At 44.6% G+C, this 16,298-nt stretch carries 19 protein-coding genes; 18 read left to right on the plus strand and 1 reads right to left on the minus strand.

Annotated features, from left to right (window positions below):
- Positions 1–242: 242 nt before the first annotated feature.
- From AC58QT_RS15835 to AC58QT_RS15880, 10 genes are all read left to right on the plus strand, one after another.
- Complete coding sequence (locus tag AC58QT_RS15835; RefSeq protein ID WP_497409833.1) at positions 243–2,129, plus strand: alpha-galactosidase; 1,887 nt, start codon at positions 243–245, stop codon at positions 2,127–2,129.
- Positions 2,130–2,181: 52 nt separating this feature from the next.
- Complete coding sequence (locus tag AC58QT_RS15840; protein WP_497409834.1) at positions 2,182–3,132, plus strand: carbon-nitrogen hydrolase family protein; 951 nt, start codon at positions 2,182–2,184, stop codon at positions 3,130–3,132.
- 19 nt (positions 3,133–3,151) lie between these two features.
- Positions 3,152–4,117, plus strand: coding sequence for a PLP-dependent cysteine synthase family protein (locus AC58QT_RS15845; RefSeq protein ID WP_497409835.1), 966 nt, complete (start codon positions 3,152–3,154; stop codon positions 4,115–4,117).
- A 16-nt stretch (positions 4,118–4,133) separates the two neighbouring features.
- The gene (locus AC58QT_RS15850; RefSeq protein ID WP_497409836.1) at positions 4,134–5,057 is read left to right on the plus strand and encodes a Gfo/Idh/MocA family protein; all 924 of its coding nucleotides are present in this window, start codon (positions 4,134–4,136) and stop codon (positions 5,055–5,057) included.
- A 1-nt stretch (position 5,058) separates the two neighbouring features.
- Positions 5,059–6,351 carry an enolase C-terminal domain-like protein gene (locus tag AC58QT_RS15855; protein WP_497409837.1) on the plus strand — a complete coding sequence of 431 codons (1,293 nt, stop codon included), beginning with the start codon at positions 5,059–5,061 and terminating at the stop codon, positions 6,349–6,351.
- Positions 6,352–6,417: 66 nt separating this feature from the next.
- Entirely contained in the window at positions 6,418–7,227 is an 810-nt protein-coding gene (locus AC58QT_RS15860; RefSeq protein WP_497409838.1) for an aminoglycoside adenylyltransferase domain-containing protein, read from the plus strand.
- Between the two features lie 143 nt (positions 7,228–7,370).
- Entirely contained in the window at positions 7,371–8,135 is a 765-nt protein-coding gene (locus AC58QT_RS15865) for an SDR family NAD(P)-dependent oxidoreductase (protein WP_497409839.1), read from the plus strand.
- A gap of 179 nt (positions 8,136–8,314) precedes the next feature.
- Positions 8,315–8,710: a (R)-mandelonitrile lyase gene (locus tag AC58QT_RS15870; protein WP_497409840.1), complete on the plus strand. Its 396-nt coding sequence runs from the start codon at positions 8,315–8,317 to the stop codon at positions 8,708–8,710.
- 43 nt (positions 8,711–8,753) lie between these two features.
- The gene (locus AC58QT_RS15875; protein ID WP_497409841.1) at positions 8,754–9,227 is read left to right on the plus strand and encodes a MarR family winged helix-turn-helix transcriptional regulator; all 474 of its coding nucleotides are present in this window, start codon (positions 8,754–8,756) and stop codon (positions 9,225–9,227) included.
- 153 nt (positions 9,228–9,380) lie between these two features.
- Positions 9,381–10,619, plus strand: a complete 1,239-nt coding sequence (locus tag AC58QT_RS15880; protein WP_497409842.1) for an MFS transporter — start codon at positions 9,381–9,383, stop codon at positions 10,617–10,619.
- A 79-nt stretch (positions 10,620–10,698) separates the two neighbouring features.
- Here the strand turns inward: AC58QT_RS15880 and AC58QT_RS15885 are convergent, their stop codons facing one another.
- Complete coding sequence (locus AC58QT_RS15885) at positions 10,699–10,833, minus strand: hypothetical protein (RefSeq protein ID WP_497409843.1); 135 nt, start codon at positions 10,831–10,833, stop codon at positions 10,699–10,701.
- Positions 10,834–11,058: 225 nt separating this feature from the next.
- Between AC58QT_RS15885 and AC58QT_RS15890 the strand changes: the two genes are divergently transcribed.
- The 8 genes from AC58QT_RS15890 (at position 11,059) to AC58QT_RS15925 (ending at position 16,176) form a co-directional block, all read left to right on the plus strand.
- Entirely contained in the window at positions 11,059–11,934 is an 876-nt protein-coding gene (locus AC58QT_RS15890; protein WP_497409844.1) for a DUF4846 domain-containing protein, read from the plus strand.
- Between the two features lie 25 nt (positions 11,935–11,959).
- Positions 11,960–12,385 (plus strand): NUDIX hydrolase, encoded by a 426-nt coding sequence (locus AC58QT_RS15895; RefSeq protein WP_497409845.1) that lies wholly within the window; start codon positions 11,960–11,962, stop codon positions 12,383–12,385.
- Between the two features lie 32 nt (positions 12,386–12,417).
- Positions 12,418–13,266 carry a GNAT family N-acetyltransferase gene (locus AC58QT_RS15900; protein ID WP_497409846.1) on the plus strand — a complete coding sequence of 283 codons (849 nt, stop codon included), beginning with the start codon at positions 12,418–12,420 and terminating at the stop codon, positions 13,264–13,266.
- A gap of 50 nt (positions 13,267–13,316) precedes the next feature.
- On the plus strand, positions 13,317–13,547 hold the full coding sequence (locus AC58QT_RS15905; RefSeq protein ID WP_497409847.1) for a hypothetical protein: 231 nt from the start codon (positions 13,317–13,319) through the stop codon (positions 13,545–13,547).
- Between the two features lie 89 nt (positions 13,548–13,636).
- The gene (locus AC58QT_RS15910; RefSeq protein WP_497409848.1) at positions 13,637–13,810 is read left to right on the plus strand and encodes a dihydrofolate reductase family protein; all 174 of its coding nucleotides are present in this window, start codon (positions 13,637–13,639) and stop codon (positions 13,808–13,810) included.
- Positions 13,811–13,845: 35 nt separating this feature from the next.
- Positions 13,846–13,971, plus strand: coding sequence for a hypothetical protein (locus AC58QT_RS15915; protein WP_497410035.1), 126 nt, complete (start codon positions 13,846–13,848; stop codon positions 13,969–13,971).
- Between the two features lie 168 nt (positions 13,972–14,139).
- Positions 14,140–14,448 carry a hypothetical protein gene (locus AC58QT_RS15920; protein ID WP_497409849.1) on the plus strand — a complete coding sequence of 103 codons (309 nt, stop codon included), beginning with the start codon at positions 14,140–14,142 and terminating at the stop codon, positions 14,446–14,448.
- Positions 14,449–15,156: 708 nt separating this feature from the next.
- Positions 15,157–16,176 carry an S-layer homology domain-containing protein gene (locus AC58QT_RS15925; RefSeq protein WP_497409850.1) on the plus strand — a complete coding sequence of 340 codons (1,020 nt, stop codon included), beginning with the start codon at positions 15,157–15,159 and terminating at the stop codon, positions 16,174–16,176.
- The last annotated feature ends 122 nt before the right edge of the window (positions 16,177–16,298 follow it).

Below are 16,298 nucleotides of genomic sequence, written 5' to 3' on the forward strand. Positions count from 1 at the left end.
TAATTTGATATGGATAATATCCATACTTCTACCTTATCAATAAGGTAAATAATAAAAAGTCAAATATCCGTACTTTTCTCTTGCATCTAGTTGAATAATCTATATTTTTGTGAACCTGCTCATATCAACAGTAAAAATATAAAACGTGCAGTTCCATAATAGAGAAAAGTGCAGATCTTGCACTATTCTTTTGATTGTATTCCAGTTTATGTTGGATACGTGTATGAATGGAGGGCATGGGATTGCAGCTAATCAATCAGTTTCATTGGAATCAGATGTCTTTACGAATCGTATGTTCAGATCGAACGTTTGCATGTAGCGACGCTCTTCTTGATGAAGATGTGGCCAGTGGCCGTCGGACTTGGCGATGGGATTGTATAACCATTTCAATGACCTGTAGTCCTGATCAGATCGTAAGACGTATTGCATTTCAAAATAATGGCACTCATGACATTCACTTACGCAATATCAGTTTAGAATGGAAACCGAAGAAGGATTCTCCGTACTTGGATGCGAGAAGCTATGTTCAACTTCATCACTCCCAGTGTTTCGAAAAACTTGCTGGTGTGCGTCCTGTTCATCGTCCCAACGATTGGTCGGACCCGACAGAAGCCTCTGCCATGGTTACTGTGCTATCTCGCAGACTGCCAGGTGATGCTTTGCTGCTAGGGGCTTTGCCTCCTTATGAAGATTGCTTTGTTAGCTTTCCGATTCTGCACGAAAGCCCGCATCGAGACGGTGCTTTTGGTCTAAGCGTTCAATTAAGTTCGCCTCGCCGAATCATTTCAAATACAGAGGTAGCACTGGCCAACCTTATTATGCTTCACGGCAACGATGGGAGCGACTTGTTAGCACAATATGCGGAGCAACAAAAAAGCCGATTGCCACAATCCTTGCTAAGCAAGCAGCGAGTAACTGGCTGGAATTCATGGGATTATTACGCAGGCGCTATTACACATAGCGATGTTGCCCAAAATACGTGTATGGCACAGGAGCAATTTGCAGACTCCCTGCGCTATATTGTCATTGACGAAGGATATCAATGCCATTGGGGCATTTGGGATGCGGGTTGGAAATTTCCTGATGGTCTGAAAAGGCTCTGTGAATCCATTCGTGCGACTGGATTTGAACCCGGCATTTGGACGGCTCCGCTCATGGTAAATGCGGCTACTCACTTATATAGAGACAATCCGAATTGGTTTGTCAGTGATGCAACCGGAAACCCTTATCTCGTAAGCATCGGGTATGGCTCCATGGCTCAACTCGACATCACACTGCCTGAGGTGCGGCAGCACTTGCGCACGGTTTACACCCAATTGCGGGAAGCTGGTTTTACTTATTTCAAATGTGATTTTACACAGATGCTGCTAGGTGCCTCCCGTTTCTCGCGTGATGACATCTCACCAGCTGGCATGCTTCGCGAGCTATTCTCACTTATACGCGATGTGATAGGGGAGGATGCCTACTTGCTTGCATGCGGCGCCCCGTTTGAGACGGTTATCGGGATAGCGGACTCCCATAGAACGACAGGAGACATTCACCATTACTGGAGTCATATTCGGCAAAATATAAGGGCGATGTTCGCACGTTGGTGGATGCAGGGAGCGGTAGGGAACACGGACCCTGATTTTGCTATTGTCAGGTGCGATCAAACGACAGACGATGTCCTTTTAAGCCGTCGCATGTCAAAAAAGCCCTGGAATTCGGGTGCCAACTGGTATGCCGGACGAGAGATGAATCTGGCAGAAGCCCAGACACTCCTGCTTGCTTGCTATCTGACCGGCGGGGACATAGTTCTCGGTGATGCGCTGCACCATTTAAATAAAACAGGTTTGGCTCATCTTACCACAGTTCTTCAGGAGCCGGTCAAACGGGGAGTGCCAATCAATCTTTTCGATTATGATGGAGACGAAATGCCGATCGTAGTTGCACAGGGGGATGGCCGCAAGCTGCTGGCAATCTTCAATCTTAGCGATGACTATAGGCCAAGAAAACTGCCTCAGCCGTTTGCCGGATTGAAAGGATCTCATGAAGAATTTTGGAGCCGACAGCCAGTCTCTATTTTAGCACCAGAAGAAATCATCATGGAACCTCATACCGCACAGGCTTGGTGGGTATCCGAGTCCTAAATCATGCATATACTTTCATTTGGTTAATTTTTATATAAGGTGGTAAACATCCATGGCAAAATATGTAACGATAAGCTGTTTAGGGCCTAGACCTCTGGTCATTGAGGCAGATGTTGCTCCCCAAGAGGCAGTGGAGAAGATGATCCAACATTGGCAGAGTCGACTTGATCAAGTGCTACCGGATCGACCCGATATTATAGTCATGCATGAAGCCTGTGACAGGCCTGATCAAAGGAAGTACCCGCAAGAGCAAAAATTAGCTTATTACAGGTATCGAAAAAATCAGATCCGCGATTTTCTAGCGGGTGTAGCCAAACAGCATCGTTGTTATATCACGTATGCAGCACATATCGAAGCTGAAGACGGCAGCTGGCGCAATGCCATGCAGTTAATTGATCGCGAGGGTAATGTGATGGGAGCCTATCATAAAAACTATTTGGTTCCGGATGAATATAACAAGAACAATATTTTGTATGGGAAGGAAGCGCCTATATTTGAATGTGATTTTGGAAGAGTGGCATCCGCGATATGCTTTGATCTGAACTTTGATGAACTTCGACAGCTGTATGCGAAATCAAAACCGGATTTAATCGTATTTCCATCCATGTATCATGGTGGGATTATGCAGAACTACTGGGCTTATTCCTGCAGATCTTATTTTGCAGGTGCAATATCTGGCTTGCCTTGTACCGTTTTAACGCCTTTGGGAGAAGTGGCAGCACAGAGTACGAATTATTACTCCTTTCTTACAACGAAAGTGAATCTCGACTACGCTGTCATTCATATTGATGAGAATGGGGCACATTTTCTGAAGATCAAACAGAAATATGGGGCGAAAGTGAAAATTCATGACCCAGGGTTTCTGGGCTGTGTGTTGTTGACTAGCGAATCTGAGGACGTGAGTGTAAAAGATATTATTGCAGAGTTTGGGCTGGAGCTGATGGATGATTATTTCTGTCGATCCGTAGAAGCTCGGCTTATGCCTGGGCGAATAGAGCTTTAATGTGGAAGGTGTGGAGCAAATGATCGACTCTCGTAGAACAATTTTGGATGGTGCTCATCAAGCGATAGGACAGACGCCAATGGTTAGATTGAGCCGATTAACCAAGGATTTGGATGGAGAAATTTACGCCAAGCTCGAATATCTCAATCCTGGCTTTAGTAAAAAAGACCGAATTGCCCTCCAAATCATAGAAGAAGCAGAGAAGGATGGTACGCTTACGCCAGGTCAAACTGTCGTGGAGCTAACTAGTGGCAATACGGGCACTGGACTAGCGATCGTCTGTGCGGTGAAAGGATACCCATTTGTTGCGGTGATGTCAAAAGGAAATTCGATGGAAAGAGCGCGGATGATGTGTGCACTAGGCGCTGAGGTTGTGCTGGTCGAACAAGCGATTGGCTCAATCCCTGGACAAGTGTCAGGCGAAGATCTTGCGCTTGTAGATGCCGAGACGCTACATATCGTTCAAGAACGAGGCGCATTTCGTGCGGATCAATTCCATCATCGTGGGAGTTTGCTCGCTCATGAATTACATACAGCAGTAGAGATATGGGAGCAAACGAATGGCAAATTCGATGTGTTTCTTGACTTTGCAGGAAGCGGCGGAACGTTTGCTGGCTGCGCCAAAAGGTTGCATGCCTATAATCCGGCGATTCGCAGTTATTTGGTAGAACCGGAAGGGGCACCCTTTTTGGCTGGTGGAACACAGAACAACCCGAACCACAGGCTCCAAGGCGGCGGATATAGCATGGAACTGCCATTAATTGATCGGAACTTGATCACTGAATTCTTGACGGTTACCGATGAGGAAGCGATGGAGGCTTGTCGAAGACTGGCGCGCGAAGAGGGGATTTTTGCGGGATTCTCGTCGGGAGCCAACGTTGCTGCAGCCCTGCAACTGTTGAAATCGCGAGAGAAAGGTGCACGGATCGTATTGACCATTAATGATTCAGGTTTGAAATATCTAAGCACGGATCTGTACCCGTAAATTAGGAGGCAAAAGCATGCAGACACTACGAATTGGTATAGTAGATCTGGACACATCGCACCCCAATAATTGGGTGCCTATCATAAAAGAACTTGGCCATCAGGTGGTCACTGTATTCGATGGAGGAACTGTTCATGAGAAAGGGTATGCCTCACAATTTGCCGAGAAACACGACATCAAAGTAGTTTGTGAAATGTTGGCAGACATGGTACCACTCGTAGATGCGGTAATCATCCATAGCGTGAATTGGGACTTGCATGTGGAGCGTGCACGTCCTTTTGTCAACGCGGGTAAAGCTATATTGATTGATAAACCTATGGCAGGGAACATGCGCGACATCCAGCAACTCTTGGAGTGGGAACGCAGTGGTGCTCGTATTACAGGAGGTTCTTCGTTAAGCGTCTGCGAAGAGGTGAAGGAATGGCATCTGCAGCATGACTCGAATGACAACATCGTGACTGTGCTGGCGGGCTGTTCTGTTGATGATTTTAATTACGGCATCCATGCATTTTACTTCCTACAAGCGATTATGGGACCAGGAATCAAAAGTGTTCGATCCACAGGGTTCCATCTTCAGCATCAAATTGAATTTACTTGGCAAGATGGACGCAAGGGTACCTTGAGTGTCGGCGCGACACAAGGATATTTGCCATTTTATGCGACAATTGTGACCGAGAAGACGGTTAAGCATCTGCAGGTAGATAACAGCCGATTATATCGATCATTTTTGGAAGCAAGCTTGCCATATTTGTCCGGGGATACAGAACCTTTCGTTCCTATAAGTCAACTGCTCGAGGTGGAGATCGCTGCGATGGCTGCAAAAAAATCGCTTTTGCTGGGAGGTGAGGAAGTAGCCTTGAAGCATTTATCAGAGGAAGATCAAGGGTATGACGGAGCTTCCTTCGCTGTAGAGTATCGGATGAAAGTGAAGGGATATTAAGATGATAACGATTAAGAAAACGAATTTTATGGTAGAACGTGAACCGTTACTCGCTCCATTCGGTTTCAAAGGCGGCTATGTGAGTGAGCTCTGGCAATCCTTCGTTTCTTTGGAGGATATGGAGGGAGATATAGGTGTGGGGTTAGGTGTCCAGAGCATTCTTTGGTCTGATCCACAGGTCTATACCCGTTGGGGCAATGAAAGCGGCAATGAATTCATGAATGAGATCACGAAATATGCATTGTTAACCGCTCAAAATACAACATTTGAAACCCCTATGGACATTCTGGATCCTCTGGTGGTGCAGACCTATGAATATGCCTCCCGCGCATGGGGTGGGGACCCGCTTAGGGTTACTTTTGCGCTCAACGCACTCGTTCCTATTGATCATGCAGCTTGGATGCTGTTGAGTCGCAAAACACCTGGTGTCCACTTTACAGAACTGATCCCGGAGGCGTATAGATCCATACTAGCATCTCGGCATGAAAAGCTTGCTTGTACGCCAGTCGTTTCATATGGGATGACAGAGGCGGATGTTGTAGCGTTGCTTGACGAGGGTTATTTTGTGCTGAAAATTAAATTAGGCTCAGATCCGAATCAGGATGGAGATCCCGAGAAAATGCTGGAGTGGGATATTCAAAGATTGAAAGAGATTCATCGCATCGCGGGGAACCGTGACTGCCTCCATACAGCCAATGGAAAAATTGCTTATTACCTTGACATCAATGGGAGGTACGGCAGCAAGGATCTTCTTTGCAGATTAGTGGACGCAGCAGAGCGAATAGGAGCTTTAGAACATATCTTATTGGTGGAAGAGCCGTTTCCGGAGCATGTGCACCTGGATGTTTCAGATATTCCGGTAAGGGTGACAGGGGATGAAAGTGTACATGATGAAAAGGATGCTATGGAGCGAATCCAAATGGGGTACGGGGCCTTTGCTTTAAAGCCTGTTGCCAAGACGATGAGCATGAGCTTGCGCGTTGCGAAGTTGGCTAGTGAACATGGCATTCCTTGCTTCTGTGCTGACTTGACTGCTAATCCGATGATGGTGGATTGGAATAAGAATCTTGCTGCCCATCTACCGCCTGTGCCGGGACTCTCCATGGGCTTGATCGAATCCAACGGCAAACAAAACTATACCAATTGGGAGATTATGAGGGGGAAGCATCCCATGCCCCATGGTAGTTGGATCCAGGCCATGGATGGGCAATTCCAACTGCATCCAGAATTTTATGAGCATAATGGTGGTATATTCGGTCGGAGTGGTTACTACGAAACGTTATTAGGTACATAAATGTCCGAGTAATACGTCGATTTCTATGAATCGTAAAAGATATACTTGCTATCTGGAGGGGAGTTCTTGTCTTTCTCAAATGTTTCTGTCAAGTTAAGTCTTCTTCCGAATCCTGTGATTGATATGCTGCAAACATTACTGCTAAGCATGCAAGAATCGATAGGAGACGACCTTGTTGGTGTTTATCTGCGTGGTTCAATCGCTTTAGGCGATTTCGACCCTGTTACCAGTGATATCGACTTCGTGGCTGTAACCAAATTTCCCGTTTCAGATGAGAAGTTTGCTGTCCTGAACGAGCTGCATACCCAACTTGCTACAATCCCGAATGCGTATGCCCAGCAACTGGAAGGGGCGTACATCGCGTACAATTCCCTGAAACGCTTCCGTACAGGGGAACGGCATCCGACCATAGAAAGAGGAGGTTTTTTGCGGTGGAATGAGCACCATACGAACTGGATCTTAGAACGGTGGACGCTACGTGAGCACGGAATTACGCTCATCGGTCCGGACCCAAAAACGCTCATCGAACCGATTTCAAAGGAAGAAATTCAATCAGCTGTCTCCATACGTTTGCGCGATTGGGTAAACTTTGCCGATCGGCTAGATGATCCTGATTGGCGTAGTCCCCTTGGTCATACAGCCTATGTGGTAGAGACGATGTGTCGAATCATGTATACGTTGGATTCTGGTGTTATTTGTAGTAAACCGCAAGCTGTCATTTGGGCACTTAAAACGTTTCCAGAGCCGTGGCGTTCTTTGGTTGAACGATCGCGTTCGTGGCGTACGGACAATCGTACTTCTCCTGATATACATATCATATTTGAAGTGATGCAGTTTGTGCATTGGGTCGCTTCTCATGTCACGTATGACAAATAATGCTCTGAAGGCATGTAGGCGTTCACTCTATGGGTGAACGCTTTTATTTGCGTTATTTGGTTGTTGACAAACAATTATCATAGTTATATATTTTATATTATTAAAATAAATAATTTTAGGATAATTAATAGGAGGAGATAACCATGGGAATGATAGATAATAAAGTTGTTTTGATTACAGGTACTGGTGGAGGGCTAGGGCGCGCGGCAGCACTAGCTTTTGCACGCGAAGGTGCCAAAGTTGTCGGATCTGATATCAATGTAAATGCAAACAATGAAACCGTCGAACTTGTGCGCAGCTCTGGTGGTGAAATGACGGGTATCGCACCGATTGATCTCACCGACCCTGAACAGGCGCGAAAAATGGTTGAGGAGGCCGTAGCTGTCTATGGTGGACTCGATGTCGTTTACAATAACGCCGCTATCCAATACTTCGGTCCAATGCCTGATTTCTCGATTGAAGACTGGCGTAAAACAATAGCCGGCGAACTCGACATTCCATTCTTTGTGTCCAAATTCGCTTGGCCTCATCTGGTTCAGCGCGGAGGCGGCGTAATCATCAACGTTGCATCAATGGCAGGTGTAATTGCAGGCGAAACCCCTCCAATGGTTGGGCACACAGCAGCAAAGGCTGGCGTCATTTCCATGACCCGACAATTCGCGCTGGAAGGTGCTCGCCATGGGATTCGTGCGGTGGCGATAAGTCCGGGACCTTTCTTGACTCCTGCCAGCGACCGTGACCTTGGTGACAACCAAGAGGCTCGGAACGAGATAACCAAAAAAACGCTGCTCAAGCGTTTTGGACAACCCGAAGAACTCGTGGAACTAGCCGTATTTCTGGCTTCTGACCGGGCGTCATACATTACAGGAGCCAACTATATGGTCGATGGCGGGGCTTCTGCTTGGTAATGGTAGAACATTCTGTATAACATCAATAGACGCGATTTTCGCGTCTTTTTTTCATTCTGAGGGTTGATGTGTTTGTCATCCTAGGCCTAATAAGGTTATTATTAACGGGAATCACAAAGAGAATTCAACTATTCTATTCGGAAAACAAATACATTACAGCTAATGGAGGAATGTAGCAAATGGAAATCAGAAGAGTAGGGTCCCAACCTTCAGGTAAAGGCTCGTCTGACTATTTTACCGGTACAGTTCGCATCGATCCACTGTTTGAAGCAGCGGATCCTGCCCGCGTAGTAGGAGCAAATGTGACCTTTGAGCCAGGTGCACGGACAGCATGGCATACGCATCCATTGGGGCAAACGCTTATTGTAACGGCGGGAAAAGGAAGGGTTCAGCGCTGGGGTGGTCAGATTGAGGAAATTAACCCCGGTGATGTGGTTTGGTTTCCACCAGGCGAGAAACACTGGCATGGAGCTTCCCCTACCACGGCAATGACCCATACAGCCATTCAAGAACGACTTGAGGGAAAGACCGTCGAATGGTTGGAACAAGTCAGTGATGAGCAATACGAGCCCTAAAAATATAAGATTGTTTATGCACCTGCGGGTGGGAGGACGAGACATGAACAAAGAAGACCAGATCATAAGTGGTTTCAGGAACTTATATAATAAGTTGGTTTGGCTTAATAAAGACAAGATGGAAGAAAGTCTTAAAGGGTTTACGTCTTCGGAAGTACATTGCATCGAATACATTTACAAACATGCGGATTCCAACGTGACGCAGCTTGCCGAGTCCTTTTATATGACGCGCGGTGCTATAAGTAAATTAACGAAGAAACTCATTGAAAAAGGCCTTATCGAAAGCTATCAGAAGTCAGATAACAAGAAAGAAATCTATTTCCGGCTTACGGAGCACGGGAAAGACATTAATCAAATTCATGACGATCTGCACAAAGAGTTTCAAGAGCGGGATAAAGCTGTATTTGAGCAGGTAACGGAGGAACAGTTTGACAGTATACTTCGTTTTGTTGACAAGTATAGCGGCCATTTAGACTCGGAAATAAAGAAACTAGGTATAGATAAGAAGTCGGAATAAATGTGAATGAGAAAATAATAATCAGGCAGCTGGGCTCACTTGAGAACGTGCTGCCTTTTTTGTTGTCTTTATTTTGTTGACAAGGAAACAAAAATGCGATAGGATGAGTTTGTTTCCGAGGAATCAAAGTGAAATTTTAAGGAGAGAACTTATATGTCGCTATTTAAATCACACAATCAACAGAACAAAGAAATAATCGCCAATAAACACGCTATACGATTCGGCCTTATCGCTGTGTTTCTTTGCGGAATAAGCTTTAGTATCATTGCACCAGTCGTCCCCTACTTCGTGCAGCCATTTACAAGTAATCCTGGGGAACAAGCTATTGTTGTTACGCTGCTGACGTCTGTATATGCCCTTTGCGTGTTTGTTGCGGCTCCCGTACTTGGCGCATGGAGCGATAGATATGGCCGTCGTCCAATCCTCTTACTATGCCTGCTGGGTTCAGCAGTCGGGTACTTCATATTTGGTATTGGAGGAGCACTATGGATACTATTTGCTGGTCGCATCATAGAAGGCATAACAGGTGGAAGCATAGGTGCGATTTTCGCCTATTTTGCAGACATCATTCCTGCTGAGCAAAGAACCAAATACTTTGGCTGGTTAAGTGCAGTTGTAGGTGTAGGTACTGTCATTGGTCCAACGGTAGGCGGATTACTTGCCAAGTTTGGTTATGCGGCACCCATGTATGCTGGTGCTCTTATAACGTTATTGAATGTTGTGTATGGATTCTTTTATATGCCGGAAAGCCTTCGCAAGAAAGATAGATTGAAAGAGATTAGCTTAGCTAGACTGAATCCATTTATACAGCTTGCTCATGTGCTCTCCATAAAAAATATAAAATGGCTGTTTATCTCGGCGTTCTTACTATGGATACCCAATGGATCTCTGCAGGCTGTTTTCTCTCAATTTACCATAGATACGTTCAGTTGGAAGCCAGTACTAATCGGACTACTGTTTTCAATTATGGGCGTTCAAGATATCATGTCACAAGGTTTCATCATGCCCAAGCTTTTGATAAAATGGAAGGATAAACAGATCGCTATTCTTGGCATGGTTTCGGAGATTGTAGGTTACAGTCTTATTGCGCTTTCTGCTCTGTTCTCATTCTATCCTCTATTAATTGCTGGCATGTTTATTTTTGGTTTTGGTGATTCGATTTTTGGGCCTTCCTTCAATGGCATGCTCTCCAAGTCAGTCGATTCCCGTGAACAAGGTAGAATTCAAGGAGGCAGCCAATCGATTCAAGCTTTAGCAAGAATGATTGGACCCATCCTTGGAGGTCGAATTTATGTTTCATTCGGTCATGCCGCACCTGCTATTATGGGTGTGATTCTTATCGCAGCGGCAATACCTATTTTGTATAAGAGAGCATGGCACGTTGATATTTAAAATTTTATTTAAATACGATATAAAAACCCGAACAGTGAGCTAATCAACTTGTTCGGGTTTGTTCAGAGTCATTCAGCGTTTAATCTTCTCCGTTATAGACCTCGCCATTTAATTGTTCAGCATAGGCACGCATCAGATCGTAATCATGATTAATCTCAACTTCTGCAATGTGTGCCGTCTCTTGCTCTTGAGGAACATTTGCCTCATCTGCCACACTGTTCACCCCTTCCAGATCGTAAGGGATAGGATTTCCTATATCCCCTTTGTTATCCATGCCCATAAGAAAATAGTATTCGAAGTATGGCGTAAATAATCCATATGGAGGGAACGAACGTCAGAAAGCAACTATTTGTCACAGAGGATCGTCTACTTGTTGGTCCCACTATTTTCCAAGTTATCGAATATATATGAAGCAACATGATCGGAGCTGGAGCTGATAATGAAAAAATGGATAATCATGATTGCGTTTACTGCGCTGTTGCTTAGTTCCTGCTCTGCTGTTGGGGAAGAACGGTCGAAAGCCATTGAACTTGTTAAGGGAAACAAATCCCACAAACAACAATTAATACTTCCGGAAGGAACAAATGTGATGGAACGGATAGCCGTTCCTAAAGGGTATGAGAGGGTCTCTGTAGAAGATGGTTCTTACGGGAATTATTTGCGGAATCTGCCTCTAAAGCCCCATGGCTCCAAGGTGCATTTGTTTAATGGAGAGCTTAAGGCGAAAGAGGTCTACGAAGCGGTGCTCGATGTGGATGTAGGGGAGCGGGATCTTCAGCAGTGCGCTGATGCGGTTATGAGACTGCGTGCGGAATACTTATATGGTCGTGGCAACTTTGATCAAATTCACTTCAATTTTACAAATGGCTTTAAAGCTGACTATGCAACATGGAGGAAAGGAAATCGGATTGAAGTTTCCGGGAACAAGGTCTCATGGATCAAACGGGGAGCGGCTTCGGACAATTACGAGGTGTTTCGAAGTTATCTGAACATGGTATTTGCGTACGCAGGAACGTTGTCCTTATCCAAGGAAATGAAGAAGGTGCCGCTCTCAGAGATTCAGGCTGGAGATGTGTTTTTGGAAGGGGGTACGCCAGGCCATGCCATCGTTGTATTAGATGTGGCTCAAAACGCCAAGACGGGTGAAAAACTCTTTATTTTAGCTCAGGGCTACACGCCCGCACAAGACATCCACATCCTAGAAAACGAGGATAACGGGGAAGGCAATCCTTGGTACCCCGCTGTGTTTGAAGGAAAGTTGAAGACGCCGGAATGGACTTTTACAAAAGAACAACTGTATAGATTTAATGATTAATACCAGAATCAAGGAGGACGAATAAATGGTTCCCAAACATATCGTATCCGCGGCAGCAATTGTTCTAAATGAACGGAATGAAATTCTATTGATCAAAGGGCCAAAACGAGGATGGGAAATGCCAGGCGGGCAAGTTGAAGAAGGAGAATCATTAAAGGATGCGGCAGTTAGGGAAACGAAAGAGGAGAGCGGAATAGATATAGAAGTAACCAAGTTTTGCGGTGTATTTCAAAATGTAAGTGCTAGTATTTGTAACACGTTATTTTTAGGCAGACCAGTTGGAGGCGAATTAACGACGACACCTGAGTCTTTGGAAGTGGGTTACTTTCCAATAGAAACAGCTTTGGAAATGGTAAAATGGAAGAATTTCAAACAACGAATCGAGCTTTGCTTGAATGAAGAGCTTCATCCTTTTTATGTTGAATTTTCCATACCACTTAAGGAATGCTAGAGTTCCAGAAGCAACGGAGGAATCGAAAACGGATGAATATAACAGATATCCGATTTGAACGCTTCACTGAAAAAGATTATCCTGTTGTAAGCGAATTAATAAGCAAGGACGTTGACGCGGGCGAAGATATGCTAAGGTTGCTTTCGGAACAACCGGAATTATTTATTACTGTATCCCTGGAGGATAAGGTTGTTGCTATAGCTCAAGTAAACGAGCCTGCAACACAGTCTTACGTAACTGTATTTGTTGCTCCGCAATTTCGTAGACAAGGAATCGGATCTGCTGCGGTAAAGTATGCCGAATCGATATTGCGTGAGGGGGGAACTCAGAAAATAAGGAGCTCCTATCGGAGTGGTCATGAATCATCGCTTGCGTTTGCACGAAAGCTCGGTTATGATAAATATTTTTCATCGACTTTTATGCAGAGAATCGGCGATCCCTTTCTTCTGGATAAGCTTCCGGTGAGGCAATATTCTGACGAAGACTATTCGATCACTCAGTCGCTGTATGCCAAAGCTTTTCATGAAATGCGCGTCCGTGTCGGGTGCTTTCCTGATTCAGTCATTGCTGAGCCGAGTGAAAAAGATCGAAAAGCATGGAAAGAGGATGCAGGAGATCGTTTTGTATATGAAATCAACGGAGAAATCGTCGCTTATAGCCATCTTTCTGGTCATGTACTAAGTAGCATTTCTGTTCGTACTGACTTTCAGGGTCTAGGGATAGGTAGAAGATTCGTTATGTTTTTATGCAATGAAATCTATCAGCGCGGCCATGAAAAAGTTGATCTTTGGTGTGTTTCCGGGAATTATGCCAGAAGTCTGTATGACAGCCTTGGCTTTAAAGATAAGTACATAAAGGAATTTCTGCAGAAAAGTGTATGACTTTATGTAGCTTAGAATCATATTGAATGAAACAAAAAAAGGGGATCACAATGAACGAAGAGGATGTTAAGCAACGGATTAAAGATTACCAGCAGGCAGATGGAGTGAAACCACTCCTATGCGGACTAAATAGTAAACACGAGAAGTTATACCCTAAGGTTCTTGAACAAGGGTTGGTTCTTCTTTGCCCTAATTGCAATTATACGCAGACGTACATTCCGGATCTCTTCTTCGATGATGGTTTTTATGAATGGTTGCGCGGCATGAAGAGATTGATTTAGGGGAAAGTCGGTTTAATCATACTTCCATTACGGTATACTTATAAGCATAAGAGTGGGACGATCAAATCTTACGATTCGGAGTGATGAAGATGTCGGCATCAAGAAAATTAGTCTTCTTTATCGCCATGAGTCTGGATGGTTTCATAGCTAGAGAAGATGGCAATTTAGACTGGATGTTCACTGTTGAAGGCGAGGGAGACAACGGGTTTTCGGCCTTTTACGATACGACAGATACGATTCTGATGGGCTGGCGGACGAGCTGATCAAATCAAAACTCATCGACGAATGGATCGTTTCAATTGTACCGATTGTATTGGGAAAAGGAATTCCTCTCTTTAAAACGGGCAATCCAGAGACAACGCTGAGCTTAAATCAAGTTACACGCTTCGGGCAATTTGTCCAGCTGCATTATGTAACCAACTAGACAGAGACTTAAAACCTTGGTTGACAATCAAGTAAAACCATGTTAATTTAAAACATATAAAACACATTGAATTAATCGGAATTAAGTAATTAGCTGACTGGTCACCCGGAAGCATGGATCTTTTGAATCCATGCTATTTTTGTTTTTAAAAAAAGGAGTGGATATGAAATGGGCATATTGTTGGACTCTTTAAAACTTGCAAGTTTAAGTAAAGTGGATCGTTGGGGTGAAGCCATTAGTAACGATAAGGAGGGAAGAGCAATGAATCAAACCAATATCCTATTCAATCAAGAAACGGTGAACGTGAACTTAATCGGTACGGATCATAAACACATACCTTCTTTGCTCCATGCGTTAAAAAGCAATAAACTGACGTTAGGGAACATTCAAACCCCCCTTATCCAAGTTGATTTATATAGCTCAGAAGCTATTCTCTATTCAGGAAAAGGGGATAAATACAGGGTTCCATTGTTTTGAACCGGTTGTTAGGGAGAAGCAGAAAGCTGCACATGAAGAGGCTGTTCAAAAAAGTCAATGTAGACTTTTTGAACCAGCCTCTTCTTTCGTAATGACCTAGGAGTAATGAACCTGCTTCCTCTGCTTCCCGCATCCTAACTGGATTTTCTCCATCTATTTGAAGCAGATTTCTCGAATCCGAAGGGTTATTTGTGGAGGAGCTGAAGTCGGATGGTGGGCTGGGTAAGGGGGGGCATGTGAATTTGAATGGTTTTCTGTGATATCTACAACCGTAAGTTGCTAGAGGTATGCACCCACAAAACGTATTACTCTACTCGCCTCATGCTGCACATCGGCTTTGAAACTAGCTATCTCTTCCGCCCTATCCAGCGGCGGCCTAATGTTGAAGCTACGAACTTACAGCCCCAGAACAAATAACTGGATAAAGTACAGCAAATTTTTGCCTTTCCAGTTCTAGATAGAATTTAAATGGAAATTCTGTAGTTAAATTCCTCCGATTTGCTCGTTTCTTCAAATTTCATCTTAAATGACGCATGACATGGTATCAAAAAAAGATTGACCCAAAAACATCATGTGGACAACCAAAAAGATCATGAAATTACGTCAGGAGAATAGCTATAATTTGCTTAGAGATGGATGTGATTTTGTTATTAGCAAACATGCAAGCGCTTGCAAAAAATGTCGTTTTATACGAGAGGATGAGTGGGGATGAAACGTAAAATAATCCTGGCTGCCGTAGTCTGCAATCTTTGTTTGGGTGTTATTGGGACAGCTCCCGCATTCGCGGAGAATGCTTCCCAATTTGTCATGAAGACATCAGAGCTTGAATCGACGGGTGAATTTATCGTTACCGTGAAAGGTGAACATGTCCAGGATTTATATGCCTATGAGGCCAAATTCAGCTTTGATCCTAGCGAACTGGAGGTTGTACGTGCAGACACGAACATAGATGGCTTCTCCATCTCACCAATAATAAAAGGGAATGAGCTTACTATAGCGCATACCAAAGTGGGCAAGGTAGAAGGTGAGAAAGGGAATATAGATGTTAGCACAATCACCTTCCGTGCTAGGAAAGTTGGCATGACGAATATCAAATGGACCACACTAAAAATTGTAGATCACAATTTAAAAAGTCAATCTTTTACACGGAATGATGCCGTAGATTTCACTAAAATTTTTAGCGATCTTGCAGGGCATTGGGGTAAGACGGATGTTATGCAAATGGTCATTAAAGGTATCGTAGAGGGAATGGATGACGATCATTTTGCACCGGATACGAGCGTGACTAGGGCACAATTTGCGACCCTGCTCGCAAAAGCGCTGCAGCTGAAAAACGACGATGCAGCCAAAGTGCCATTCAACGATGTAGCAGTCGGCAGCTGGTATGAAGGGACCGTGAAGAAAGCCTTCTCGGCTGGGCTGATCAATGGGGTTTCAGCAACGGCATTTGCTCCTGAGACCATCATTACACGGGAGGAAATGACAGCGATGCTGATCAGAGCTAAGGCTTACGCAAGCGGGATAAACGTGGAGGATATGAAGATGGACGAATCGATCCATTTTGGAGATGATACCGCAGTGAGTGATTGGGCGGCTCCCTTCGTTAAACTTGCCGTCGGAGCCAAACTCATGGAGGGGCGAACGACGACAGACTTTGCGCCAAGGGCATCTGCAAGTCGGGCCGAAGCAGTTGTTGTTCTGAAGCGGCTCTTGGCTGAGAGAGAGTGATGGGGCTCCGCTCTGCCTGACTGCTGGGATACAGGGAGATTTTGTCGTTCAACCAATTAAAGGACATCGCCCTAAAAAGACAGAATGTATGTCTACGAAGTCTTATTTCGTATTATAGAATT

This window comes from Paenibacillus sp. J31R109, from assembly GCF_059692055.1.

Bases quoted from the DNA above. Each gene is read 5' to 3' on its own strand.
- AC58QT_RS15900 (WP_497409846.1), top strand. From the start codon at position 12,418: ATGAATATAACAGATATCCGATTTGAACGCTTCACTGAAAAAGATTAT.
- AC58QT_RS15865 (WP_497409839.1), top strand. From the start codon at position 7,371: ATGGGAATGATAGATAATAAAGTTGTTTTGATTACAGGTACTGGTGGA.
- AC58QT_RS15850 (WP_497409836.1), top strand. From the start codon at position 4,134: ATGCAGACACTACGAATTGGTATAGTAGATCTGGACACATCGCACCCC.
- AC58QT_RS15840 (WP_497409834.1), top strand. From the start codon at position 2,182: ATGGCAAAATATGTAACGATAAGCTGTTTAGGGCCTAGACCTCTGGTC.
- AC58QT_RS15905 (WP_497409847.1), top strand. From the start codon at position 13,317: ATGAACGAAGAGGATGTTAAGCAACGGATTAAAGATTACCAGCAGGCA.
- AC58QT_RS15880 (WP_497409842.1), top strand. From the start codon at position 9,381: ATGTCGCTATTTAAATCACACAATCAACAGAACAAAGAAATAATCGCC.
- AC58QT_RS15890 (WP_497409844.1), top strand. From the start codon at position 11,059: ATGAAAAAATGGATAATCATGATTGCGTTTACTGCGCTGTTGCTTAGT.
- AC58QT_RS15895 (WP_497409845.1), top strand. From the start codon at position 11,960: ATGGTTCCCAAACATATCGTATCCGCGGCAGCAATTGTTCTAAATGAA.
- AC58QT_RS15855 (WP_497409837.1), top strand. From the start codon at position 5,059: ATGATAACGATTAAGAAAACGAATTTTATGGTAGAACGTGAACCGTTA.
- AC58QT_RS15920 (WP_497409849.1), top strand. From the start codon at position 14,140: ATGGGCATATTGTTGGACTCTTTAAAACTTGCAAGTTTAAGTAAAGTG.
- AC58QT_RS15845 (WP_497409835.1), top strand. From the start codon at position 3,152: ATGATCGACTCTCGTAGAACAATTTTGGATGGTGCTCATCAAGCGATA.
- AC58QT_RS15925 (WP_497409850.1), top strand. From the start codon at position 15,157: ATGAAACGTAAAATAATCCTGGCTGCCGTAGTCTGCAATCTTTGTTTG.
- AC58QT_RS15875 (WP_497409841.1), top strand. From the start codon at position 8,754: ATGAACAAAGAAGACCAGATCATAAGTGGTTTCAGGAACTTATATAAT.
- AC58QT_RS15870 (WP_497409840.1), top strand. From the start codon at position 8,315: ATGGAAATCAGAAGAGTAGGGTCCCAACCTTCAGGTAAAGGCTCGTCT.
- AC58QT_RS15910 (WP_497409848.1), top strand. From the start codon at position 13,637: ATGTCGGCATCAAGAAAATTAGTCTTCTTTATCGCCATGAGTCTGGAT.